The following is a 22,604-nucleotide window of genomic DNA, read 5'->3' as shown; positions in this document are numbered from 1 at the left end:
AGACACAGAAAAAGGCGCCGTCGCCGGCGCCTTGTCAAATTGCACGGCCGGGCTGCGTTCGCTTAGTGGCCCGCGCTTTGGCCACCATCCACGTGCAGGATCTCACCGGTGACGAACGGTGCGTTGTCGAGGTACAGCACCGCGTCGACGATATCACTCATTTCGCCCATATGACCGACCGGATGCAGCGCGCCGAGCGCGTCATGCGTTTCCGGTGCGTGCATCGGCGACTTGATGATGCCTGGCGACACGGCATTGGCACGGATACCCGTCTTCGCGTATTCGATCGCCAGCGATCTGGTCGCGGCATTCAAGCCGCCCTTGGTCAGCGACGCGAGCACCGACGGCACGCCGGCAACCGCATGATCCGCCAGCGTGGTCGTGATCTGCAGCACGTGACCGCTGCGGTTTTTTTCCATCTGCTCGATCGCGAGCTGCGTGATATGAAAGAAGCCGTTCACGTTCACATTCAGGATCGCCGCGTAGTCTTCAGCCGTGTATTGCGTGAATGGCTTCGCGATAAAGATGCCCGCGTTGTTGATCAGCGTGTCGACGCGGCCGAACCTGTTAACGGCGGCTTTGATCGCGCGTTGCGCGACTGCGCGATCGCCGATATCGCCGGCGATCGCCACGATGCCTGGATCGTCCGACGGCTTGATCGAGCGCGCGACGGCGACCACACCGTAGCCTTTTTCGCGGAACGCTTTAACCAGTTCGGCGCCAATACCTTGCGATGCACCAGTGACGACTGCGACTTTATTCGGGTTGCTCATGATGGACCTCATTCGTGGGTTGTCTGCGGATCGAGCCAGCGGCATCGATTGATCGTCAATTTAGGCAACCTGAGGACGTTTGCGTAGACCCGCGATGGACAAAGTGACTTAACTGCGAGGAACAAATCGGCGTTGAGCTGCGCGCACAAGCGGCCTCGGAACGTCGCGAGGTCCACGAACAGGCGTGCAAACGGATCGCGAGGACCGCAATGGGCGGTCTTTCCGCATTGTTGATCCGGTGTAACAACCGTTGTTACACACGCGTATGCATGCATGCTGGGCCAGTCAGAACGTGCGTCAAGCCGCAAACGTGCGCGCGGCGCGTGCCGGATAAGCGGCGCGCCTCGCTGCACGTCAGACGAAACTGAGGCACCATTCGACCGCGTCAATGCGGGACGGCAAGCGTGCGGATAGGCGCGCCGGCGCGTCGGGAAACGAACGATCGGTAGCGTAAAACGGAGGGACGTCTGCGTATGGATACGTTACGCAACATGAAGATCTTCGTCGAAGTCGCGGAAGCGGGCAGCTTCACCGCTGCCGCGCAGCAACTGGACACGACGACGGGCTATATCTCGCGTTCGGTTTCCGAGCTCGAAGCGCATCTGCGCACGCGGCTGCTAAATCGGACTACGCGCAGAATCGCGCTGACCGAAGCGGGCGAGCGCTATCTGCAGCGCTGTCTGGCAATTCTCGATTCGGTGAGCGAGGCGGAACTCGAGGCCTCCGACGCGCACGCGAGGCCGGCCGGCACGCTCAGGGTGCATTCGATGTCGAGCATCGGCCAGAACTACGTCGTGCCGGCGGTGGCCGCGTTCCAGGAACGCTACCCGGCGGTGACGGTGGATCTGACCTTGTCGCAGAACGTACCCGATCTGCTCGAGGAGGGCTACGACGTTGCGCTGCGCTCGACGTCCCGACCATTGCCCGATTCGAACTACATTTCGCACCACCTTGGCACCGTGCATGGCGTACTGTGCGCGTCGCCGGCTTACCTCGAACTGCACGGCTGTCCGCAATCGGTGGAGGACCTGGCGAATCACACCTGCCTGCAGGTTTCCATTCCGGTTTTCCCGTCGGACCGCTGGACCCTGATCGGCCCGGATGGGGAGCGCGAGTTTCTTCTGCCGAATACGCGCTTTCGCGTGAATCTGCCGGACGCGATGGCGACCGCGCTGCACGAAGGAATGGGAATCGGCGCACTGCCGACGTTGACGGTACGCTCGGCGGTTCGCAACAGCACGCTGGTTCGCGTGTTGCCGCAGTACCATTTGCAGGCTCTGAATATCTACCTGGTCTATGCATCGCGCCAGTATCTGGATGCGAAGATCAAGGCGTGGGTCGAGTTCCTGAAGGAGTGGGTCGCCGATGCGTTGCGTGAGGATGAGCTTGCAATGGTCGGCGCAATACGCGTGAACGATCCCGACGCGTCATAAGCGCAGCGAGAAGTGCTTCAGTTATGACGCGCTGCGCGCGATGTTCGAAGCGGCCGACATGGCTTCGAAAGGGCCGCGTGACGGGCATCGCGGAGGTTACTTGCAGGCCAAAGCGGCTGCTAGCACCAGCGATGCACCGGCCGCGACGAGTGGCGCGTCGAATGAATGGGTGCGCGCAAACAGCGCGCTCGATACGAGCGGCCCGAGAATCTGGCCGACGCCATAGGCCGCGGTCATCGTCGCCATAACGTTGAACCTCACAGTCGATGCAATCTGTCTGGCGACCGGCATCGCGATCGTGACGGTACCGACGAATGTTCCGCCGACCAGTACAGCGCTCGCGAGAAAACTGGATGCAGATACAACGAGTGCGGGCAGCACGACGCCTACGGCCTGCACGAGCAGGTTCAATGCGATCGCGCGGCGGCTTCCGAGCCGCTGATTGAGCCAATGCCAGAGAAAGCAGGAAGGCACCGCTCCGATACCGAATGCTGCCCAGATGTGAACCGGGTTGATACCGGGCACGGTGTCCTTGACGAGCAAGGGCAGATAAGTGGCCGTGACGATGTAGCCAAAACCTGCGAGGCCGTATAACGCGACCAGCACATACGCATTCGGCGCTGAGCGGTGCGGGTTGCGCCGATCGGCATGTGCATCGTCGTCATCCTGCGATGCGGTGTCCGCGTGGCTCATGCCGAGCCTGGGCCAGGCCAGCGCGGACAACAGCAGCGCGGCCGCGGCGAGCAACGCCCACAGCGCGGCGCTGTTCAAACCGGTGGCCGCGCCTATCGCGATGATTTCCGCGGACACGACAATGCCGACGCCGACGCCGGCGAACAGCAGCGGTGCACCATGATGTTGGCCGACCACGTGCAATAGCCAGATCGACGCGCCCACCATCGCCATTGCGCTGACAACGCCGGCCACGAAGCGCACCGTCGCGAGCAGCGACTCGGGCAGATGCAGCGAAAGCACCGCAAGACACGCGATGGTGCCGATCATCGATAACTGGCACAGTCGGGCCGCGTGATGATGTTTGAACCGGCTCATCAGAATCGCGCCAAGCAGATAGCCCGCATAGTTCGCGGACGCTGCGACGGACCCGGCGGTCACGTCGATCACGCCGTCCCTGACCATCAACGGATACATGCCGGTGAACGAAAACCGGCCGAAGCCCATGCCTATTGCGAGCACCAGTGCGCCGGCTACCGCTTCGAGCGTGCGGGCACCACGTGTGCTTCCAATGGTTTTTTCCATGGTATTGCCTTTGAAGAACGGATGATTGGCGAAACCCGCACTCTAGGGTGCATCGCACGCCGGATACAGCCCGCATCAGGTAAAGAAACTGTTTACCGGGTAACAAGGCTGCATCGACGCGCGCCAGGCAGTGGAGCGGCTACCGCAGTGTGGCGGTTACTCATGGGGCGCAAAGTGCGGCAGCACGTCACGCTGCAGGCTGTCGAGTATTTCCAGGTAGCTGCGTGGCGTGACTTTCAGATTCAGCGCGACGTGCATGATGCCCGCGTCGCGCGCCTGTTCGAGGAAGGCGCGTAACGCGTGACTACCGATCGCGAAGCCGCCGCGGATACGCTGGAACGCGAAGTCCGGTTGCGGGTGGAGATAGAGAAACCCGCCAAACGCGAGTGGTTTGACCAGGTTGTCGTTTCCATCAGCGTCAACCGTGTCTCCGTGCTCGATACGCGCGTTCGATTCGACCGCGTGTTGCCATTCACGGGCGAACGGCTTGAGTTGCGCGGGCTCGGGTACAAAACCCATATAGCCATCCATATGGGCCGCAATCCAGTCGAGCGTCTGCTGCGAGCGGCCGACCGCGAACGTCGGCACTTTGCCGTGAACCGGCTTCGGCAACAGCGTCAACGAGCCGTCCGCCTGACCGAAACGGGGCGACGCGAAACGCGGGTAGTCCTGTTCGCTAATGCTGCGAAACACCTGATAGACGTCACGGAAGCGCTCGCCACGGCTGTCAAAGTCGATGCCGAAAAACGGATACTCTGACGGCCTGTCTCCTGACGACATGCCGATCACGATCCGCCCGCCGCTCAGTTGATCGAGCGAATTGAGCTGTTTCGCGAGCAGCAGCGGTTCACGCATCGGCAGCACGACGCCTGCCGTGCCGAGTGTGATGCGTCGCGTCGCCGCGGCGAGCTGTCCGAGATAAACCAGCGGCTCGAATATCTGCCCGGAATCGCCGTAGTGCGGATCGTAGAACGGAATGTCGCGTGCCCAGAGCGCTGCAACGCCGGCCTGTTCCGCAAGTTGCGCCATGCGCAGATGACCGGCCATCGTCGGGTGCGGCGTGCGCGGATGTGTTTCGAGCGGCAAGATAAGGCCAACGGTCAGCTCGCCACGCCTGAAAAGGCGCGCATAGCCTGCGTGGTTTTGCAGATCGGCATGCGGGCTCGTGTTGCGACGATCGATAAAGGGCGTGGCCATGTCCATGATGCGGTCCTCCAGTTGTGCTCAGGTTAGCGACACGCGCTGTCTGGAGAAACACCCTGCCGCTAGTAACAGTTGATACACCACGTCAATAGCGGCGTGCATCCTTGATGGGCCCACGCAATGATCACGCAACGAACACGCGGCCATAACGAAATGGAATGGCTTCCATTCAGGACGATTCGGTAAACATTGATGTGAAGGTTGTGTTCTTAATTTTGAGCGGCCTCGTATCTAGAATCGGCGGCGCGGCGGATGGTTCGAGGCCTGCCGGACACAGTGCGCCGCACCATCATTGGTATGGGTTCCTGCGTCATGGCAAGGGCGGCAACCACGTGGGCGATTGCGTCGGCCCGGCGAGCTTCTGCCAGATCTATTTCGGTAGCTGATGCATGCGTCGCGTATTTTTGTGGATTGACGTTTTTCGTGCCATTAGTGGTACGTGTAAATCGGATTACTATTTTCTTTTCTGGATTTTGAAGATTAATTATTTGAAGAATAGCGATCTGAATAACAGGACGTCGTTAGCTTTATTTGCCGACTATCGCTAAACGGTAACGTAGCCGTCATGCAAGGTGCATAGACTCCCGGGTTTTCAAGTTGTCCCACACCCCGGAGTCTTATCTGTATGCGTTCACACAACACACGCCTGGTTCTGTTGCCCGCCACGGTGATGTCCAGCCTCCTGTTGCTCGCGGCATGTGGCGGTAGCGATGGCAATAGCAGCACCAACGCGTCGACGCCACCCGCACCGCCGCCGGACCAGCAATTCGTCGATAGCGCGCCGGTTCCGGACGTCCCCGCGTTCGTCGATAACATCGCGACCAATCAGCGCAACGATGCGCGCTTCGCAACGCTGGACACGAATGCGGGTGTGCGACTCGTGTCGCGTTTTCTCGATCTCTGGCATCCGCTCACAGAGATCGTCGACGCAGGCGTGACCGCATCCGCGGTGGGTTCGTTTCCGGCGATCACGCCGTCGGCATGGACGGGGTTGCCCAATGATGGCACGCCAGGTGGCACGATGCTGAACCCGACGGTGCTCAACCAGAATATCCAGTTCGCGATCAACGAGACGACGAATCGCACGCAGGCTCAAGCGGATGCCGCCTATTTTGACGACCGTCGCGGTAAAGGCTTTAGCGTGACCGACGGCATGGGACCGCTCACCGGCCCATGGCGCGCCGCGGCTCAACAGACGACGACGATCACGAGCATTCCCGCAAACGCGACGACGGTGCTGTTCAACGATACCGGGAACAATATTGGCGTGGGCAGTGCGTCGAATGCGACCTTCGGGAAGATGGTGGACCTGCTGTCCGCGATGGGCAATAACGCATCGACCGAGCCGGCCAAGCGCTTTTACAAGTACGCACGTCCATATCGCTGGAGCACGAGCGTGATCGTCGATCCGACGCTGGTGCCGGCCGAAGCCACTGACGCGTCGACCGACGGCGGCTATATCAGCGGCCACGAGGCCGAAGCGATGCGCGACGCGGTGACGATGGCCTACTGCGTACCCGAGCGTGGCCCGGAAATGATCAGCCGCGGTCTCGAACTGGGCGAGAACCGGATTCTCGCGGGCATGCATTCGCCGCTCGACGTGATTGCCGGCCGGATGTTCGCGTATGCGGCCGCTGTCGCGAACCTGAACGACCCCGCGAATGCGTCGCTCAAAACCGCCGCGTGCCAGCAGGCACGCACCGCTCTGATGGCGGCGACTAACACGACGCCCGCGACGTTCTTCGCGTTCGCGCATTCGCAGCCGGTCAGCGCGGACCGGTTTGCCGACTTCGCGACCAACAAGGCCGCATCGAACCGCCGGATGACGTTCGGGTTTGCGCAGATCGAGTCGACCGATGCGCCGCCGGTCGTGCCGAAGGGTGCCGAGGTATTGCTCGAGAACCGCTATCCGTATCTGAGCCCGGCGCAGCGTCGTGTCGTGATCAAGACAACCGAGTTTCCTTCGGGCTTCCCGGTCATGGACGACGCCGAAGGTTATGGGCGCATGGACATGTTTGCCGCGCTTAACGGCTATGGCCAGTTCAACGGCAACGTGACGATATCGATGGATGCGACGCAGGGCGGTTTCAGTGCGAACGACACCTGGCAAAACGATATCTCCGGCACCGGCAAATTGACGCTCGCGGGCAGCGGCACATTGCAACTCGCCGGCAATAACAGTTATTCGGGCGGCTCCCAGGTAACGGGCGGCACGCTGCAAGCCGGTTCGGCAACGGCATTCGGCACCGGCGACGTGTTTATCGGCGCAGGTTCGGTTGCGATCAGCGCGAGCTCGCCGGTGAAGACGAGCGGCAAGTTCACGCTGTTGCCTGGCACGACGCTGGAGATGGATGTCAACGGCGCCGGCGGCGGGCAGTTGAATGTTGGCGGCCAGCTGACTTTCGCAAAGAGTACGCTGCATGTGAAGTTCGCCAACGGTTTCACGCCGAAGGTGGGCGACACGATTCCGCTAATTAGTGGCGGCGTCGGCAACCAGCAGTTCTCGACGATCACGGTCGATGGGTTCAAGGCGTCGGCTGTGTATTCGAGCGGCACGGTGTCGGTTCATATCGATTCGTAGGCCGGCAGCGCGCGAAAGCGCTCTTCGGGTGTCAGGGGGCAACGAGCGAATGCTTTGCATCGGCTTTACAATGCAAGGCGTTCCTTCGTTTCCCGTGATAGTCCGATGATCCCATTCAAAACCGTTGCACTCGAACATGCCAGCCGTTTGATCAACCATGGGCCAACGGTGCTCATCACGAGCGTCGACGGCGCGCGGCGCAATATCATGGCGGCGGCATGGTCGATGCCTGTCGAGTTCACGCCGCCGCGTATCGCCGTGGTGATCGATAAGCATACCTTTACGCGCGAGCTCGTGATGGCGAGTGGAACTTTCGGCATTTGCGTGCCGGGCGCGGGTGCGGTCGATATGACCTACGCGGTGGGTTCATCGAGCGGACGCGATACGGACAAGTTTGTCGAGTACGGTATCGCTGCGATTACAGGCCCTGTGCTAGGGTTGCCGCTGGTCGAGACACACTGCGCGGCGTGGCTCGAATGCAAGCTGATTCGCGAGCCTCATACCGAAGACGCTTACGACACGTGCTTTGGTGAAGTCGTGTCCGCCGCTGCGGATCCTCGTGTATTCAACAACGGGCACTGGATTTTCGACGCATCGAATGCGTCGCTGCATACGCTGCATCATCTGGGCGCCGGAAATTTCGCGCGCGCGTCGGACATGCTGCGCGCGAAGCCACTGGCTTAAGCGTGGTTTCTTTTTAGCAACGCGATGGTCGATTCGCGTTTGGGGTATCCGGCGTCGAAATTGAACGAACGCTTTCAACGCGCGAATAGCGCGGTGCATTGCGTGTTGTTCGCGCGAATGAGACGAAGCCTGCTCGCTTAATCTTGCAGCATGGGGCCGCATTGGCAACCCAGGTGGTCGGCTTCGGCCGTGGCCACGGCGTTTTCAGATCGACAACCATGGCCACACTTCACGCGGGTGAACGCTCGCGCCAAGAGCAACGACAACCGGCATCGTCCGATATGGTTCCGCGCGACGCGCAGTTCGCCCACGCGTTGGCGAAGGTGAAGCCGCTGCTCGATTCTGACGCGGCGCTAACGGTGCTGAGCCAAAGCGATCTGGTGCAGGCGCTCAATATCGCGGCGGTGTGTTCGCTGGGGCTCATGAAGCCGGACGACGCTGAATTGTATTGGCGCCGTCTTATCGACGTGCAGCCCGAATTTACCGATGCGTATAAGAGTCTTGGCATCCTGTTCAGAGGACTGAATCGCCTGCAGGATGCGGAAGCGATCTATCGGCGGATGCTGTCGGTTTGCCCCGACCACGCGGAAGGGCTCAATAATTTCGGCACGGTGCTGTTCGATTTGAATCGCTTGCCCGAGGCCGAAGCGGCCTATCGCGCGGCATTAACGACCCGCGCGGATTTTGCCGAGGCCAGCCACAACCTCGGAAAAGTGCTCCATGCCGCGAACCGCTTTGGCGAAGCAGAGGAAGCTTATAGAAAGGCGTTGCAACTCGAGCCGAACAAGGTCGAGATTCACATTCATCTGGGCAATACGCTGGAACGGCTTGGCCGCCTTGCCGAAGCGGACGACGCATATCAGGCTGCATTGGCAGTCCGGTTCGATGTGCCGGAGGCGCATCACAATCGCGCGATCGTGTTGAAGACACTCGGGCGATTGCCGGAGTCGGAGGCGTCGTATCGTCGCGCGCTGGCTTTTCGTCCGGACTTCCCTATTGCGCGATTTTCACTTGCGTCGCTGTTGCTGAGCGTCGGCCGCTATGAAGAGGGCTGGCCGCTCTATGAAGCCCGGTACGAACAGCCGGGGCGCATCCATCACCATAGCGCGGCAGTGTTGCAGTGCGCGCGCTGGCGCGGCGAACCGCTGGCGGGCAAAACGCTGCTCGTGTGGCAGGAGGATGGGCTCGGCGACATGATCCAGTTTGGGCGGTACTTGCCTGTGCTCAAGGCGCAAGGCGTCACACGTATTACGTTGGCCTGTGCCGCGTCGTTGCATCGCATGTTTGCCGGCATCGATTGCGTCGACGAAGTGACCAGCCACGGTGAAGCGGCGCTGCGCTCGAGCACCTACGACACCTGGACAAGCCTGACTAGCGTGCCGGCGTATCTGCGCACAACATTAAGCACGATTCCCCCGGCGCTTCGTCTGACGCCCGATCCGGCACTTGTGCAACATTGGGCTGAACGGCTGGCTTCGCTGCCGCGCGGCCGCAAAATTGGCGTTGTATGGAAAGGCAATCCGAAACATCACAACGATGCGAACCGCTCGCTGCCGTCGCTGGCGGCGCTGGCGCCGCTATGGAGCGTGCCTGGTCTGAGCTTCGTCAGCTTGCAGAAGGGGCAGGGCGAAGATGACGCGAACGCTCCACCGGTGGGTCAGCCGCTGCTGCATCTCGGCTCGGATGTGAAGGACTTCGCCGACACATGCGCGATCGTCGCACAGCTTGATTTACTGGTCTGTGTCGATACGTCGAGTGCGCACCTCGCGGCATCGCTCGGCAAGCGCTGCTGGATGTTGCTGCCGGGGCATGATGCGGACTGGCGCTGGATGCGCGAGCGGACCGATTCGCCCTGGTACCCGGAATCACTGCGTCTGTTCCGGCAAGCGCGAGGCGAGCATTGGGATGCGGTGATCGAACGCGTGCGAGATGCGTTGAGCGCGCTTGAGTTTTAGCGGTTAGCCAAGCTCGAACGTTGTCACGCCGAACATGCGTGCAAGTGCAATAGCCGGTTGTTCCTTCGTGTACATGCGCGCGGTTTCGAATACGCTTTTCATTCCATATCGTTCCGCTAGCGCGACCGCTGCCGCGTTAGTTTCAGGAACATCGAGCGCGACATTCGCGCCCGCGCATCGGGCAAACAATGCGTTGAGCAGTTCTTCGGCGGCATGCACGTTGTCCGCGAACAGCGGGCCTATCTTGTACCCGTTGCGACATGGACGCAGCACACCGTAGCCTTCGATACGGCCGTTGCGCACCGCGGCGCGCGCAATGCAATCCGGCTGTGCGATCCATGCCGCGAGAAAACGATCGCGTGGCGCGGGGAAACATTGCCGATCGTATGACGCCACCTGCTCGAACGGCAATTCGGCGAGGTCGGTCATCGGTCCGCCACGCGTGCGTGGCGCGACGCCCTGAAAGCGGATATTCCGGTGCGCGAGCTGAAACCCCGATTTGCGATAGTTGTCCTGCTGCGCGAGTACGCCATCGAGGCCGATATTGCGGCCTACGAGCGAGTGCATTGCGTGTTGCCAGATTCGATAGCCGAATCCCCGGCCACGAAATTCAGGCTTCACGATGTACAGACCGATGAAACCGAAGTGTTCGCCATAGCGGACGGCGGAAATCGAGCCGATCGGTTCGCCGCGCAGTGTGCCGACGAAGAATCCGCCGGGGTCCGCAACACGGAAGCAGTCCGCATCGTGCAGGCCCGGATTCCAGCCTTCCTGCTCCGCCCATTGAATCGCGAGTCCGATTTCGCTGGACTCCATCGGGCGAACGACCCAGTCGCGCCCGGGTTCGACAGCGTAGCTCATGATTTCCTCCCCGACCGGCTTTAACGCTAGTCAGTTTAGCGTACGCGAAACTGCAGCGGCGCTGCGCGCACGAACTGTACCTTGAGGCTGCGATTACCCGCCTCTAGAATGATGCAGCCTCCACTCGACAAGAACGACCTATGCTGCAAATCCTCGGCAAGGCAACCTCGATCAACGTCCGCAAGGTGCTTTGGACTTGCGCGGAGCTCAATATTCCGTTCGAGCAGGAAGACTGGGGGGACGGCTTCAGATCGACTCAAACACCGGAATTTCTCGCGCTAAATCCCAATGGCCTGGTACCGGTGGTCCGCGACGGCGACTTCGTTTTGTGGGAGTCCAATTCGATCATCCGCTACCTTGCGTCGCGCCATGACGGAGCATGGCTATATCCGGCCGATCCGGTCGCGCGTGCCAGGGTCGATCAGTGGATCGACTGGCAGGCGACCGACCTGAATCGCTCGTGGAGCGACGCATTTCTGGGTCTGGTCAGACGGTCTGCGGCTCACCAGGATGCGGCCGGAATTGCCGAATCGATCGACCGGTGGGCGAAGCATATGCGCATACTGGACAGCCAACTGGATGCAACCGGCGCATTTGTCGCAGGGCGTCACTTCTCGTTGGCTGATATTCCGATCGCGCTTTCGATTAACCGCTGGTTCAGCACGCCGTTCGATCGTCCGCATCTGCCGGCGGTCGCGGGGTACTTCGAACGTCTGAATGAACGTCCGGCGTTCTCGCGCTATTGCCGGAACGGAAAACCGTAGTACGTTGCGGGCGCAAATCGCCACGCAGTCGGTTCGCGACGTGGGTGTTCGCTTTAGCGCCGTTCAGGCTCGGTCCGCCGGAATGGCGCATCGTGTGCCGCATCGCCCTGATAGAACGCCGCAAAACGTTGTAGTTGACGCTGTGCATCGTCGACGTCCACATCGTCGCTCAACACTGCGCTCGAAAAACCGGTGCGCTCCATTTGCGCGAGCTGATCGGCCAGCACGTCGCCGGTGGCGCGCAAGTCGCCGGCAAAACCGAGCCTGCGCCGGATCAGATACGCCTGGCTGTACGCGCGGCCATCGGTGAAGCTCGGAAAATGCAATTCGACACGCTGCGCGGCGGCAATCGCGTCGCGTTGCGTCAGCGGATCGATATCGTTGGCGAGCGACACCACGCGTTCGACCTGCTCTGCATTTGAAGCATGGCACGCGGCAGTCAGCAGCCGGATGCGGGAAACGCCGTTCATGCTGCGGCCTCCGAGACGGAACGCACACGGCTAGCCGCCAGCCTGAACGGTTCGATGCCGACGCGCCGGACCGTTTCGAGAAAGGTCTCGCTGTGGGCGCCGGCGTTCGTGCGCAGTGTCAGGTAGGTCCGCAGAATCGCGTCGACAGCCTCCGTCACTTCATCCGCGGAGAACGACGGGCCGATCACCTTGCCGGCTTGCGCGGCGCCGCTCGCAGCCGACCCGTCGGAGCCGCCGAGCGTCACCTGGTACCATTCGCTGCCATCCTTGTCGACGCCGAGGATCCCGATATGCCCGCTATGGTGATGGCCGCACGAATTGACGCAGCCGCTGATATGCAGATCGATTGCACCGATGTCTTCGAGTTCGTCCAGGTCCTGGTAGCGTTCGGTGATCGCCTGCGCGACCGGTATCGAACGTGCATTCGCGAGTGCGCAGAAATCGCCGCCGGGGCACGCGATCATATCGGTCAACAGCCCGACGTTCGCGCTCGCGAGGCCGGCATCGCGCGCGGCGCGCCACAACGGCAGCAGGTCGTCTGCGTGGACCCATGGCAGCACGATGTTCTGCGTATGGGTAACGCGGGCTTCGCCGGCCGAGAAGCGCTCGACCAGATCGGCAACGCGTTCGAGCTGATCCGCGGACGCATCGCCCGGCGCCTGCAACATCCGCTTGAACGACAGCGTGACGATGCGCAGCACCGGATCGCGATGCGCGGCGACATTGCGGTCGAGCCATCGTGCGAGTCGTGGCAGACGCAGTGCCGCGTCGTGCAGCGCGGCGGCCGCCAGCGGGTCCTGCTGTTTGCGCGCAGCCAGTTTTTCCGGTGGCACAAAGTACGCGCGCACGCGCTCGAGTTCGGAGTCGGGGATCGTATGCGGACCGCCATCATGGTCGACGATCTGGCGAAATTCGTTTTCGACGTCGTCGATATACCGCTGTCCTTCCGCTTTGACGAGTATCTTGATACGCGCCTTGTACTTGTTGTCGCGCCGGCCATACTGGTTGTACACGCGCACTACCGCTTCGATGTAGTTCATCACGTGCTGCCACGGCAGAAACTCGCGCAGCAGGGTGCCGATGACCGGCGTGCGCCCCATGCCGCCGCCCACCGTGACGCGAAAGCCGAGCGCGCCGCGTTCGTCGTGCGTCAGACGCAGCCCGACGTCGTGCCACTCAGTCGCCGCGCGATCTTCATTCGCGCCGGTGATCGCAATCTTGAACTTGCGAGGCAGGTAAGCGAATTCCGGATGCAAAGTGGTCCACTGCCGCATGATTTCCGCGAATGGGCGCGGGTCCGCGATCTCATCCGGCGCGACGCCCGCGCGTTCATCGGCGGAGATGTTGCGGATGCAATTGCCGCTCGTCTGGATACCGTGCATGTCGACCGTTGCGAGCAGGTCCATCACGTCGGCGGCTTTCGCTAGCGGAATCCAGTTGAACTGAACGTTGGTGCGCGTCGTAAAGTGCGCGTGATGCGTCGGCAAGCGCAGGGTGCCGAGCTTGCGCTGCGCGTCGAGCGCGCGACGGTATACATCGGCCTCGGGTTCGTCGTATTCGCGCGCGACACGCGCAAGTACGCGCAGTTGCGCGCTCGACAACTCGCCATAAGGCACCGCGACCCGCAACATCGGCGCATGCCGCTGTACATACCAGCCGTTTTGCAGGCGCAACGGGCGAAACTGGTCTTCACTGAGCCGGCCGTCCTGCCAGCGTTCGAGCTGGTCGCGGAACTGCGCGGCGCGGTTGCGCAGGAATGCTTTGTCAAACTTGTCGTATTGATACATGGCCGATGCTGGATGGTAGGGCGCCGACTCCCCGTTCGGCGCGTTGCGTCGTCATATCACGCATCGGTCACACGATATCGGGAACGGGCTGTATCGGACAGACGCAGATGACGACAAAAATATCGCAGCAGTTTCGATGCTTCTCGCCGAACAGGTCTACAGTACCGATATGCGTCGATTTTGATCGTTGATCGTTGAATGTTGACCCGGGAGTCAGTCGAATGAAAAGACAGGTGGGCGTAATCGGCTTGGGAGCAATGGGGCTAGGCGTTGCACGTTCATTGCTGAGGGCGGGATTCACCGTACATGCCTACGATCTGCGCAGCGAAGTGCTGCAGCGCTTCGCAGACGAAGGCGGCGTGGCGGCGGCGAGCCCGGCGGCGCTTGGCGCGGCATCGGACATCGTGATCACGCTGGTCGTCAATGCGCAGCAGACCGACGCGGTGCTATTCGGCGCTGAAGGAGCCGCACCGGCGATGAAGCCGGGCAGTGTGGTGCTGTCGAGCGCGACGGTGCCGCCCGCATTCGCGATCGACCTCGGGCGGCGGCTCGAAGCAGCGGGCCTGCTGATGCTCGATGCGCCGGTCTCCGGTGGAGCGGCACGTGCGGCAACCGGCGAGATGACGATGATGACGTCCGGCCCGACCGATGCGTACGATGTCTGCGAGGATGTGCTCGATGCGATCGCCGCAAAGGTTTATCGGCTGGGCGCCGAACACGGCATCGGCTCGAAGGTGAAGATCATCAACCAGTTGCTCGCCGGTGTGCATATCGCCGCAGCGGCGGAGGCGATGGCGCTCGGGTTGCGCGAGGGTGTCGATCCGGAGATGCTATACGAGGTTATTACGCACAGCGCCGGCAACTCGTGGATGTTCGAGAACCGCGTGCCGCATATTCTGCATGGCAACTATGCGCCGCTGTCGGCGGTCGACATCTTCGTCAAAGATCTCGGCCTCGTGCTCGATACCGCTCGCATGACGAAGTTTCCACTGCCGCTGTCGGCGGCCGCGCATCAGATGTTTATGATGGCGTCGACGGCGGGCTACGGCGGTGAGGACGATTCCGCGGTGATCAAGGTGTTCCCGGGTATCGAATTGCCGAAGTCGGCCTGACGGGCGCGCGTCGAACCGCGGCTTGCAATCGCGTGGCGCGTCGGCACGCGTCAAAGCTATGGGGCATGCCGCGGCCGCGCAACGCTGCGCGTGCCGCCTGAACTGGCGTGCGTCAGAACGCGGTGCCGATCTGAAACTGGAACTTCTGGTACTGGTCGCCCGTATGCTTGACGAGCGGGAAGCCAAGGCTCAGCTTGAGCGGCCCGATCGGCGAGATCCATGCGAGGCCGACACCGTAACCGTAACGCAAGCCGTTTGCGCCTGTGCTCGTGCCGCCCTGGCCCGGGTCGCCCCACACGTTACCGCCGTCGAAGAATGTAAACACGCGCAGTGTGCGGTCGTAGCCGGTGCCCGGCAGCGGGAACGTCAGTTCGATATTGCCGACCGCCATCCGCGAGCCGCCGATCGGGTCGCCGGTGCTCGCATCGCGCGGGCCGAGCGAACTCGGCTCGTAGCCCCGCACCGAACCGATACCGCCCGCGAAGTAGTTCTTGAAGATCGGGAACGTCTGGCCATCGAGGCCTTTGCCATAGCCGCCCTGGAAGTTCAGGCCAAGCACGAAACCGCGCGCGAACGAGTAGTAGTACTGTGCCTGCGCGTCGAGCTTCACGTAGGTCGTGTTGCCCGCCGGCGTGCCGTATTCGCCGTTCCACTGCGTAAAGTAGCCACGGCTAGGCACCAGAGCGCTATCGCGATTGTCGCGCGACCAGCCGACCGTGACCGGCACGTTATTCACGACGCGGCCGAATTCCTTCACGTAATCGAGGTATGCCTGTGGCGTTTGTCCGTCGACGTCGAGCCGGTTCTGTTCCACGCCGACGCCGAAGTACACGGTGTCCGCTTCCGAAAACGGAATGCCGAACTTGGTGTCCGCGCCGACCGTGATGATCCGGAAGCTCGAATCGGTCGAGAAGATCAGCGGCTGCACGGTGCGGTAGTACGCGTCGGTGATGCGTTTGATGCCGTCGACCGTGAAATACGGATCGACCTGCGTGACCGTCAGCGTGCGGAACGTTTTCGCGGTGTTTACGTTGACCGACAGGCTGGTGCCGGAGCCGAACACGTTGTCCTGCGACACGCCGGCGGACAACACCACCTTATCGGTCGACGAAAAGCCTGCGCCGAGCGTAATCGCGCCAGTCGGCTTTTCCGTGACGTCGACGTTCACATCGACCTGGTCGTCGGTGCCTGAGACCGGCACCGTCGTCACGTCGACGTTCGTGAAGTAGCCGAGCCGGTTGATCCGGTCTTTCGATAGCGCGAGTTTGCTTGAATCGAACCACGAGCTTTCGAGTTGACGCATTTCACGGCGCACGACTTCGTCGCGGGTACGTGTGTTGCCTGTCACGTTGATCCGGCGTACGTACACACGCTTGCCCGGATCGACCTGCAGCGTGAGATCGACCTTGTGATGCAACTGGTCGATCTGCGGCACCGCGTTCACCGTTGCGAACGCGTATCCGTAGTCGCCGAGCTTATCGACGATCGCCTTCGTCGTGGCCTGCAGTTTCTCCGCGGAGAAGCGTTCGCCCGGCTTCACGGTGATCTGCTTCTGCAGTTCCGCTTCGCGATCGAGCAGGTTGCCCGCGAGCTTGATGCTGGAAATCGTGTACGGCTCGCCCTCGTGCAGCGCGATCGTCAGGTACATGTCCTTCCGGTCGGGCGTAATCGACACCTGCGTCGAGTCGATATTGAACTCGAGATAGCCGCGATTCAGGTAGTACGAGCGAACATGCTCGAGATCGCCGGTGAGTTTCTCCTTCGAGTACAGATCGTTTTTCGTGTACCAGGAAAACCAGTTCGGCGTCGACAACTGCATTTCATCGAGCAACGTGCTGCTGCTGAACACCTTGTTGCCGATGAAGTTGATCTGGCGGATCTTCGCGCTCGGTCCTTCGATGACCGAGAACAGCAGAGCGACGCGATTACGGTCGATCGGCGAGACGGTGGTGGTCACTTCGGCGGCGTAATAGCCGCGCGTCAGGTATTGCCGCTTCAGTTCCTGCTCGGCCCGATCGACGAGCGCTTTGTCGTAATAGCGGCCGAGCGACAGTCCGACGGAATTCAACGCTTTAGTCAGCGCGTCTTTCTCGAACTCGTGAATGCCGGCGAAGTCGATTGTGCCGATCGCTGGACGCTCGGCAACCGTGACGATCACGACGTCGCCTTCGGTGGATACTCTCACGTCGTTGAAAAAACCGGTCGCGTATAGCGCGCGGATGGCCTCGGAGGCCTTATCGTCGCTGAAAGTATCGCCTTGCTTGATCGGCAGATACGAGAATACCGTGCCGGGTTCGACCCGTTGCAGTCCGTCGATGCGAATGTCGCGAACCACGAATGAATCGGCGGCGTGCGCCGACACTGCCGCCACGCTCAAGCCAATACAGGTGAATGACTGCGCGCAGCGGGATAATAATATTCGTGATTTCATGCAGGCTAAACGAAAAGAAATGCGACCAGACGTCAGAATGGCTGCCGTGTCGCGCTAAGCGACAAGCGGCGTGAATCGCGGCGGCACGTCGAACAGAACGAAGCTTCGTTGAAAGTTCGTTGTTCTATTGCAGTCGCAAACCAGAAAGGTCGTTGCCTTTGGCAAGACCGGTTGCCAGCGCGAGCACCTCTGTCATATGCGCCGCTTGTGAGCGGTGCAGCTGAAAGGACAACTCCGCGCCCCCGGGCAACCGGAACGTAAAAATCAGGTAGGGCTTCCCGTCCGCATCCTTACCGAGCGCCCACGCTTCGCATGGCATCGCGAACTTGACGCTCTTCTTCTTGTGCCGAATGCGTTCGGACGAGCCGATTGCATTTGAAAGCGCCGCCAGCAGTTCATGCATGACCGAGCAGTGCAGCGCGATGCGATCGGGCTGATTGCTGTTCAGGATCAGATACTGACCATCGGCTGTCAGTTCGAACCCCTTGAACGAATCGATCGCGACGGCGGACGGCGGGGTCATACGGTCACTCCATGACGAAACCAGACGTCGAGGTTAGGTCAGATCGGTGCTGTTCATGTTACCTGCGAGTTACTGCATATTTCTTGCGGATTGCTGATAAATCGACGGTGCAGGTCTCGTTCAATTGCAAGCATCGTTGTAACCTGAGTGCAATCCGCCAAAGCGGGCGATGCCTATTTTCAGGGCGTCCACGCATTACGTTTGTTAAAAGGCCATGCATTGAACTTCAATTCATTTGTCGGATAAAGCTGCTAGGTTCAGCGCGCTTCGATGTGGTCTTTTTTGTTCGGGGACAACTGAAGTGGGCGATCGCGCATCCGGCCGTGACGTGTGCTTTGCCGGCTACGACCAACCCGGATCACATGAGCGAAAACATCGGCGCATTGCGCGGGCTGCTGCCCGATGACGCAATGCGCGCGCGGATGGTGCGTTATGTGGAAACCATTCCGAACTTCGAGCGCGTGAACGATATGCCGTGGTACCCGGGCGAATCGTTTCACGGGCTCGTTCAGTTGCGCACCTGAATCACGACACCTGCAACTCGCGAACGGGCTGACCGTCGAGCCATGCGCGTATCCCTTCGACGATCTGCGGATACGCGCCGCGATACGTGTTTTCCGTTACGTAACCGATGTGCGGCGTGGCGAGCACGTTCGGCAGAAAGCGGTACGGATGCGTCGGCGGCAACGGTTCTTCGTCGAACACGTCTAGTGCGGCGCCCGCAATGCGCTGCGTCTGCAGGGCTTCGATCAATGCCGGCTCGGCGACGATCGGGCCGCGGGACGTGTTGATCAGGTAAGCGGTCGGCTTCATCGCGGCAAACTCCGCGGCGCCGACGAGGCCGCGCGAGCGGTCGCCGAGCTTCAGGTGAATCGATATCACGTCCGCTTCACGGAATAGCGCGTCTTTGTCCACACGCCGCGCGCCGGCTTCGGCTGCACGTTCCGGTGTCAGATTCGGGCTCCACGCAATCACATTCATCCCGAACGCGGCGCCAAAGCGCGCGACTTGTTGGCCGATCTTGCCGAGACCGAGCAAGCCGAGCGTCTTGCCGTGCACGTCGACGCCGACGCTGGTTTGCCAGCCGCCCGCGCGCAGCGATGCCGACTCCCGATGCAGGTTGCGGGTGATCGCAAGAATCAAGCCCCACGTTAACGCCGGTGTGGCCGCCGGCTCGGCAGCGTCGGTGCCCGATACGACGATGCCGCGTGCGTTGGCCGCGTGCAGGTCGATCGCCGCATTCCACATGCCGACTGTGACGATCAGCCTCAGGTTCGGCAGCTTCGCGATCAGGTCCGCGTCGAACGCGGTGCGTTCACGCATCAGCACGACGGCGTCGAACGGTTCAAGGCGCGCGACAAGTGCTTCGCGATCCGCGACGTGGTCGTGGAAAAACACGGGTTTCGCTTGCGGCTGCAATCGGGTCCAGTCGGCGAGCGTGGCGGCAACCTGCTGATAGTCGTCGAGCACGGCAATACGGATTGCTGCGGTGGTCATCGGAAGAGCCTCCATGTTTGAAATGGGCACAGTCGGCGCATGCTTGCCGCAACGCTTTCGGCTTGCCGACAGTGCGAGGGTGAATGCTTCGCGGCAGACACGATAGCAGCGGCGCGCATTTGGTGCCGGGGCGCTCGTGCGGTGTCGGCAGACTGGAAGCTGCGGGTCCGCTCAAGCCTGCTTGCGTGATACGGACAGCACGGAGAATTTCGGCGGCCGACAAAATTGTTGACAACAGTGACACTGATCCGCAGACTAAAGTCGTCATACAATAAGACAGCATTATGACGATCTGAATCGAACTACGCAGCTGACCATCGGAGACGAAGGAGACAAGCGGATGGCGGATCATCGAAGTAGAGGGCAAGAGGCGACAGCAGACGATCGTCGCGTAATGAGCGCGACGGTTGCCGGCAACGACACCAGCCTCGCGGCGTTTTATCGCCAGATGTCCGCGTCCGAGCGGCGTGCATTCTGGACCTGCTTCTTCGGTTGGGGGCTCGATGCGCTGGACTTCATGATCTATCCGCTCGTGATCGGCACGATCACGGTGATGTGGCACGTCGAGCCGGGCATCGCGGGTCTTGCGGTGACCGTGACGCTGCTGACGTCGGCCATTGGCGGCTGGCTGGCCGGTTATCTGGCGGACCGCATCGGCCGCGTGCGAACGCTGCAGATTACCGTTGGCTGGTTCTGTTTTTTCAGCCTCGTTTGTGCGCTCGCGCAGAATTTCGATCAGTTGCTTATTGCACGCGGTCTACTCGGTTTTGGCTTTGGCGGCGAGTGGGCCGCCGGTGCGGTGCTGATCGGCGAAACGATCAGGCCCGCGTATCGCGGCCGCGCAGTTGGATCGGTGCAATCCGCGTGGGGCGTCGGCTGGGGCGCGGCGGTGCTGTTGCAGGCGATCATGTTTTCGCTGTTGCCGCCGCATCTCGCGTGGCGCGCGATGTTCGCTGCGGGCGCTATTCCCGCGCTGATGCTGATTTACGCACGCCGTTACGTGCACGAGCCGCGCATCGCCGAGCGTGCGCGCGGCACGAGCGCGGACACACCCGCACGGGCGCCGTCGCTGTTCGAGATATTCAGCGGGCCGCACCTGCGCACCACAGTGATCGGCGCGATCTTCGTGATGGGTTGCCAAGGTGGCTACTACGCGATCTCCACATGGATTCCGACGTTTCTGAAAACCGAACGGCACCTGAGCGTGATCAATTCAACTGGTTATCTGGGCCTGCTGATTGCGGGCAGCGTGTCGGGGTATCTGACCGGTGCGTGGATATCCGACCGCTTTGGCCGCAAGACGCTGTTCGTATCGTTCGCGGTAATCGCGATTATTTCGGTGCTTGCGTATACGCAGCTGGCGATCAGCAATGACGCGATGCTATGGCTTGGTTTTCCGCTCGGTTTCTTTGGCAGCGGCTATCTGGCCGGTGTCGGCCCATTTTTGACAGAGTTGTACCCGACGCGCTTGCGCGGCTCGGGGCAGGGCTTCTGCTACAACTTCGGCCGCGGCATGGGCGCGCTGTTTCCGACGCTGGTCGGCGTGTTTTCGAAGCATTTTGGACTGGCCACCGCAATTGCAATCTTCGCGGTGTTCGCCTATGCGCTGATGCTGGCGAGTGTCACGTTGTTACCCGAAACGCGCGGCATGGTTCTGGAGGACCTTTGAGTGACGACAGTCAATCGTAACGACAACGCGCCGTTGTGCCCGGCGCCGGCTGCGCAGCAGAATGGGCCGACTGCTTTTGCGATGCCGGCCGGAGCCGTCGATACGCATGCGCATGTGATCGGCGAGCCGCCGCGGTATCCGTGGGTGCCGCAGCGCGCTTACACGCCTGCGCCGGCGCCGGCCGGCGCGTACCTGAAGATGCTCGACGACACGGGCTCCACGTACGGCGTACTGGTTCAAGTCAGCGTGCACGGCCAGGACAATACGCTGATGCTCGACACACTGCGTGCGAATCGTGCGCGGTTGAGGGGCGTGGTCGTGCCGACGCTTGGGCTCGCGGATGCCGCATACCAGGCGATGGTCGATGTCGGCGCGGTCGGCATGCGGATCAACGTGCTGTACGGCGGCGGTGGCATCACGTTTGCGCAACTCGAAGAATACGACGCGCTTGCGCGGGACTGGGGCTGGCACATCCAGTTCCTGCTCGATGCACGCGACTTGCCCGAGCTCGCGCCACGCCTTTCGAAACTGCGCTCACCGATCGTTGTCGATCATATGGGACATTTGCCGACGTCGGCAGGTGTGCGGTCCGATGGTTTTCAGCGGCTCCTGGGGCTGGTCCGCGATGGCGCGTGGGTGAAGCTATCGGGCGCGTATCGGCTCAGTGCCGAGGAGCCGCCGTATCAGGACACCATCGCGTACGCGCAGGCACTCGCGGATGCGGCGCCGACCCGTTGCGTCTGGGGCTCGGACTGGCCGCACGTCGCGCAATGGGACACGATGCCGACGGTTAGCCAGCTACTCGATACGCTCGCCTTATGGGTGCCTGACGCGGCGTTGCGTCACCAGATTCTCACGACCAACGCGCACACGCTTTACGGATTCCGGCCGTAACTCGACGCGTCATTGTGAGCTCATTGCGGGTCAAGCGAAACCGTATCGATCGGCGGCACTTTGGTGAGCACGTTCGTTGGCAGATGCCGCACTTCGTCCTTCGATACGGCGCCGACAAACTTCCAGCCGACCGGCATTTTCACGAAGGTATACCCGGTCGGCTGATCGACGAATACTGCGTAGGTAGGTGCGGAGTCGTGCGAGACGGCCGGCGCCGATCTCTGCGCGCGGGACGCAAGCGGACTTGCGAGCAGCAATGCGAGCCCAGGCCGCGCGGCAGACCACGGGAATTCGACCGTCGCGCGGCGTTGCGCAATGCGATGGAAGTCTTCTGGCTAAAAGGGCTGATGCGTGCTCAATCAGCGAATTGGGCGACGCGATGGGCATCAACTGAGTGTCGGCGCCGAGCACGAGGAATTACGAGGGTATCTGCGTTCGTTGCGTCGCAAAGCGTCGACGGCCATTGCCGAGCGCTTCGCGCACGCAAAGGCGCGCGGCGAGCTTGCCGCCGACGCTGACCCGAAGGCGCTCGCGAGCCTGTGTGTCACCGTGTTCGCGGGCCTGTCCGCCGAAGCGGCGGACGGCGTGCGCCGCGCAGTGCTGTTCGATGCGATCGATCAGTTCATCGATGGATTGCCGTGGCGCAAGCGGGCCTGAAGAAGCTCAAGCGATATGCACATGCGGGGTGCGCTTAACCGAACCCCGTGTTG

At 61.5% G+C, this 22,604-nt stretch carries 21 protein-coding genes; 11 read left to right on the top strand and 10 right to left on the bottom strand.

Annotated features, from left to right (window positions below):
• Positions 1-62: 62 nt before the first annotated feature.
• Positions 63-773: an SDR family NAD(P)-dependent oxidoreductase gene (locus BX592_RS28995; RefSeq protein ID WP_134196723.1), complete on the bottom strand. Its 711-nt coding sequence runs from the start codon at positions 771-773 to the stop codon at positions 63-65.
• Positions 774-1,246: 473 nt separating this feature from the next.
• Between BX592_RS28995 and BX592_RS28990 the strand changes: the two genes are divergently transcribed.
• Positions 1,247-2,206: a LysR family transcriptional regulator gene (locus BX592_RS28990; RefSeq protein ID WP_134196722.1), complete on the top strand. Its 960-nt coding sequence runs from the start codon at positions 1,247-1,249 to the stop codon at positions 2,204-2,206.
• Between the two features lie 96 nt (positions 2,207-2,302).
• On the opposite strand, the gene BX592_RS28985 is transcribed toward BX592_RS28990, so the two are convergent.
• Positions 2,303-3,463, bottom strand: a complete 1,161-nt coding sequence (locus BX592_RS28985) for a YbfB/YjiJ family MFS transporter (RefSeq protein ID WP_134196721.1) — start codon at positions 3,461-3,463, stop codon at positions 2,303-2,305.
• Positions 3,464-3,619: 156 nt separating this feature from the next.
• On the bottom strand, positions 3,620-4,666 hold the full coding sequence (locus BX592_RS28980; RefSeq protein WP_377681492.1) for a TIGR03571 family LLM class oxidoreductase: 1,047 nt from the start codon (positions 4,664-4,666) through the stop codon (positions 3,620-3,622).
• A 158-nt stretch (positions 4,667-4,824) separates the two neighbouring features.
• On the opposite strand from BX592_RS28980, the gene BX592_RS28975 reads away from it, so the two are divergent.
• The 4 genes from BX592_RS28975 to BX592_RS28960 all read left to right on the top strand — a co-directional run bounded on the left by BX592_RS28975 (position 4,825) and on the right by BX592_RS28960 (position 9,886).
• Positions 4,825-5,052: a hypothetical protein gene (locus BX592_RS28975; RefSeq protein ID WP_134196720.1), complete on the top strand. Its 228-nt coding sequence runs from the start codon at positions 4,825-4,827 to the stop codon at positions 5,050-5,052.
• 239 nt (positions 5,053-5,291) lie between these two features.
• On the top strand, positions 5,292-7,247 hold the full coding sequence (locus tag BX592_RS28970) for an acid phosphatase (protein WP_134196719.1): 1,956 nt from the start codon (positions 5,292-5,294) through the stop codon (positions 7,245-7,247).
• A gap of 105 nt (positions 7,248-7,352) precedes the next feature.
• Positions 7,353-7,931 (top strand): flavin reductase family protein, encoded by a 579-nt coding sequence (locus tag BX592_RS28965; protein WP_134196718.1) that lies wholly within the window; start codon positions 7,353-7,355, stop codon positions 7,929-7,931.
• A 98-nt stretch (positions 7,932-8,029) separates the two neighbouring features.
• The gene (locus BX592_RS28960; RefSeq protein ID WP_243849776.1) at positions 8,030-9,886 is read left to right on the top strand and encodes a tetratricopeptide repeat protein; all 1,857 of its coding nucleotides are present in this window, start codon (positions 8,030-8,032) and stop codon (positions 9,884-9,886) included.
• Positions 9,887-9,889: 3 nt separating this feature from the next.
• Here the strand turns inward: BX592_RS28960 and BX592_RS28955 are convergent, their stop codons facing one another.
• Positions 9,890-10,747, bottom strand: coding sequence for a GNAT family N-acetyltransferase (locus tag BX592_RS28955; protein ID WP_243849775.1), 858 nt, complete (start codon positions 10,745-10,747; stop codon positions 9,890-9,892).
• A 140-nt stretch (positions 10,748-10,887) separates the two neighbouring features.
• Between BX592_RS28955 and BX592_RS28950 the strand changes: the two genes are divergently transcribed.
• Entirely contained in the window at positions 10,888-11,511 is a 624-nt protein-coding gene (locus tag BX592_RS28950; RefSeq protein ID WP_134196717.1) for a glutathione S-transferase family protein, read from the top strand.
• Positions 11,512-11,564: 53 nt separating this feature from the next.
• On the opposite strand, the gene BX592_RS28945 is transcribed toward BX592_RS28950, so the two are convergent.
• Together BX592_RS28945 and BX592_RS28940 are read right to left on the bottom strand one after the other, a co-directional pair.
• Entirely contained in the window at positions 11,565-11,981 is a 417-nt protein-coding gene (locus BX592_RS28945; protein ID WP_134196716.1) for a DUF934 domain-containing protein, read from the bottom strand.
• The gene (locus BX592_RS28940; RefSeq protein WP_134196715.1) at positions 11,978-13,768 is read right to left on the bottom strand and encodes a nitrite/sulfite reductase; all 1,791 of its coding nucleotides are present in this window, start codon (positions 13,766-13,768) and stop codon (positions 11,978-11,980) included. Before BX592_RS28940 ends, BX592_RS28945 begins: the two co-directional genes overlap by 4 nt.
• A 221-nt stretch (positions 13,769-13,989) precedes the next feature.
• Here BX592_RS28940 and ltnD point away from each other — a divergent pair, with 221 nt between their 5' ends.
• Positions 13,990-14,880: an L-threonate dehydrogenase gene (ltnD, locus tag BX592_RS28935; RefSeq protein WP_134196714.1), complete on the top strand. Its 891-nt coding sequence runs from the start codon at positions 13,990-13,992 to the stop codon at positions 14,878-14,880.
• A 112-nt stretch (positions 14,881-14,992) separates the two neighbouring features.
• On the opposite strand, the gene bamA is transcribed toward ltnD, so the two are convergent.
• Both bamA and BX592_RS28925 read right to left on the bottom strand, forming a co-directional pair.
• A complete protein-coding gene (gene bamA, locus BX592_RS28930; protein WP_134196713.1) occupies positions 14,993-17,311 on the bottom strand; it encodes an outer membrane protein assembly factor BamA in 2,319 nt (772 codons plus the stop codon).
• Positions 17,312-17,435: 124 nt separating this feature from the next.
• Positions 17,436-17,834, bottom strand: coding sequence for a hypothetical protein (locus BX592_RS28925; protein WP_134196712.1), 399 nt, complete (start codon positions 17,832-17,834; stop codon positions 17,436-17,438).
• A 362-nt stretch (positions 17,835-18,196) separates the two neighbouring features.
• Here BX592_RS28925 and BX592_RS34060 point away from each other — a divergent pair, with 362 nt between their 5' ends.
• Positions 18,197-18,358, top strand: a complete 162-nt coding sequence (locus tag BX592_RS34060) for a hypothetical protein (RefSeq protein WP_166676496.1) — start codon at positions 18,197-18,199, stop codon at positions 18,356-18,358.
• Position 18,359: 1 nt separating this feature from the next.
• On the opposite strand, the gene BX592_RS28920 is transcribed toward BX592_RS34060, so the two are convergent.
• Positions 18,360-19,331 (bottom strand): D-2-hydroxyacid dehydrogenase family protein, encoded by a 972-nt coding sequence (locus BX592_RS28920; protein ID WP_134196711.1) that lies wholly within the window; start codon positions 19,329-19,331, stop codon positions 18,360-18,362.
• A 394-nt stretch (positions 19,332-19,725) separates the two neighbouring features.
• Between BX592_RS28920 and BX592_RS28915 the strand changes: the two genes are divergently transcribed.
• Both BX592_RS28915 and BX592_RS28910 read left to right on the top strand, forming a co-directional pair.
• The gene (locus BX592_RS28915; protein WP_134196710.1) at positions 19,726-21,000 is read left to right on the top strand and encodes an MFS transporter; all 1,275 of its coding nucleotides are present in this window, start codon (positions 19,726-19,728) and stop codon (positions 20,998-21,000) included.
• Entirely contained in the window at positions 21,001-21,894 is an 894-nt protein-coding gene (locus tag BX592_RS28910) for an amidohydrolase family protein (protein WP_243849774.1), read from the top strand. It abuts the gene before it with no gap.
• Positions 21,895-21,914: 20 nt separating this feature from the next.
• On the opposite strand, the gene BX592_RS34955 is transcribed toward BX592_RS28910, so the two are convergent.
• Complete coding sequence (locus BX592_RS34955) at positions 21,915-22,037, bottom strand: hypothetical protein (protein ID WP_279589215.1); 123 nt, start codon at positions 22,035-22,037, stop codon at positions 21,915-21,917.
• Positions 22,038-22,245: 208 nt separating this feature from the next.
• On the opposite strand from BX592_RS34955, the gene BX592_RS28900 reads away from it, so the two are divergent.
• Positions 22,246-22,551, top strand: coding sequence for a hypothetical protein (locus BX592_RS28900; RefSeq protein WP_243849773.1), 306 nt, complete (start codon positions 22,246-22,248; stop codon positions 22,549-22,551).
• Positions 22,552-22,604: the final 53 nt, after the last annotated feature.

The organism is Paraburkholderia rhizosphaerae (assembly GCF_004366595.1).
Lineage (GTDB): Bacteria > Pseudomonadota > Gammaproteobacteria > Burkholderiales > Burkholderiaceae > Paraburkholderia > Paraburkholderia rhizosphaerae.
This window is presented reverse-complemented; position numbering and strand designations above follow the sequence as displayed.

Bases quoted from the DNA above. Each gene is read 5' to 3' on its own strand.
- BX592_RS28985 (WP_134196721.1), bottom strand. From the start codon at position 3,463: ATGGAAAAAACCATTGGAAGCACACGTGGTGCCCGCACGCTCGAAGCG.
- BX592_RS28915 (WP_134196710.1), top strand. From the start codon at position 19,726: ATGAGCGCGACGGTTGCCGGCAACGACACCAGCCTCGCGGCGTTTTAT.
- BX592_RS28965 (WP_134196718.1), top strand. From the start codon at position 7,353: ATGATCCCATTCAAAACCGTTGCACTCGAACATGCCAGCCGTTTGATC.
- BX592_RS28925 (WP_134196712.1), bottom strand. From the start codon at position 17,834: ATGACCCCGCCGTCCGCCGTCGCGATCGATTCGTTCAAGGGGTTCGAA.
- BX592_RS34060 (WP_166676496.1), top strand. From the start codon at position 18,197: ATGAGCGAAAACATCGGCGCATTGCGCGGGCTGCTGCCCGATGACGCA.
- BX592_RS28955 (WP_243849775.1), bottom strand. From the start codon at position 10,747: ATGAGCTACGCTGTCGAACCCGGGCGCGACTGGGTCGTTCGCCCGATG.
- BX592_RS28990 (WP_134196722.1), top strand. From the start codon at position 1,247: ATGGATACGTTACGCAACATGAAGATCTTCGTCGAAGTCGCGGAAGCG.
- BX592_RS28980 (WP_377681492.1), bottom strand. From the start codon at position 4,666: ATGGACATGGCCACGCCCTTTATCGATCGTCGCAACACGAGCCCGCAT.
- BX592_RS28975 (WP_134196720.1), top strand. From the start codon at position 4,825: ATGGCTTCCATTCAGGACGATTCGGTAAACATTGATGTGAAGGTTGTG.
- bamA (WP_134196713.1), bottom strand. From the start codon at position 17,311: ATGAAATCACGAATATTATTATCCCGCTGCGCGCAGTCATTCACCTGT.
- BX592_RS28970 (WP_134196719.1), top strand. From the start codon at position 5,292: ATGCGTTCACACAACACACGCCTGGTTCTGTTGCCCGCCACGGTGATG.
- BX592_RS28995 (WP_134196723.1), bottom strand. From the start codon at position 773: ATGAGCAACCCGAATAAAGTCGCAGTCGTCACTGGTGCATCGCAAGGT.
- BX592_RS28945 (WP_134196716.1), bottom strand. From the start codon at position 11,981: ATGAACGGCGTTTCCCGCATCCGGCTGCTGACTGCCGCGTGCCATGCT.
- BX592_RS28940 (WP_134196715.1), bottom strand. From the start codon at position 13,768: ATGTATCAATACGACAAGTTTGACAAAGCATTCCTGCGCAACCGCGCC.
- ltnD (WP_134196714.1), top strand. From the start codon at position 13,990: ATGAAAAGACAGGTGGGCGTAATCGGCTTGGGAGCAATGGGGCTAGGC.
- BX592_RS28920 (WP_134196711.1), bottom strand. From the start codon at position 19,331: ATGACCACCGCAGCAATCCGTATTGCCGTGCTCGACGACTATCAGCAG.
- BX592_RS28950 (WP_134196717.1), top strand. From the start codon at position 10,888: ATGCTGCAAATCCTCGGCAAGGCAACCTCGATCAACGTCCGCAAGGTG.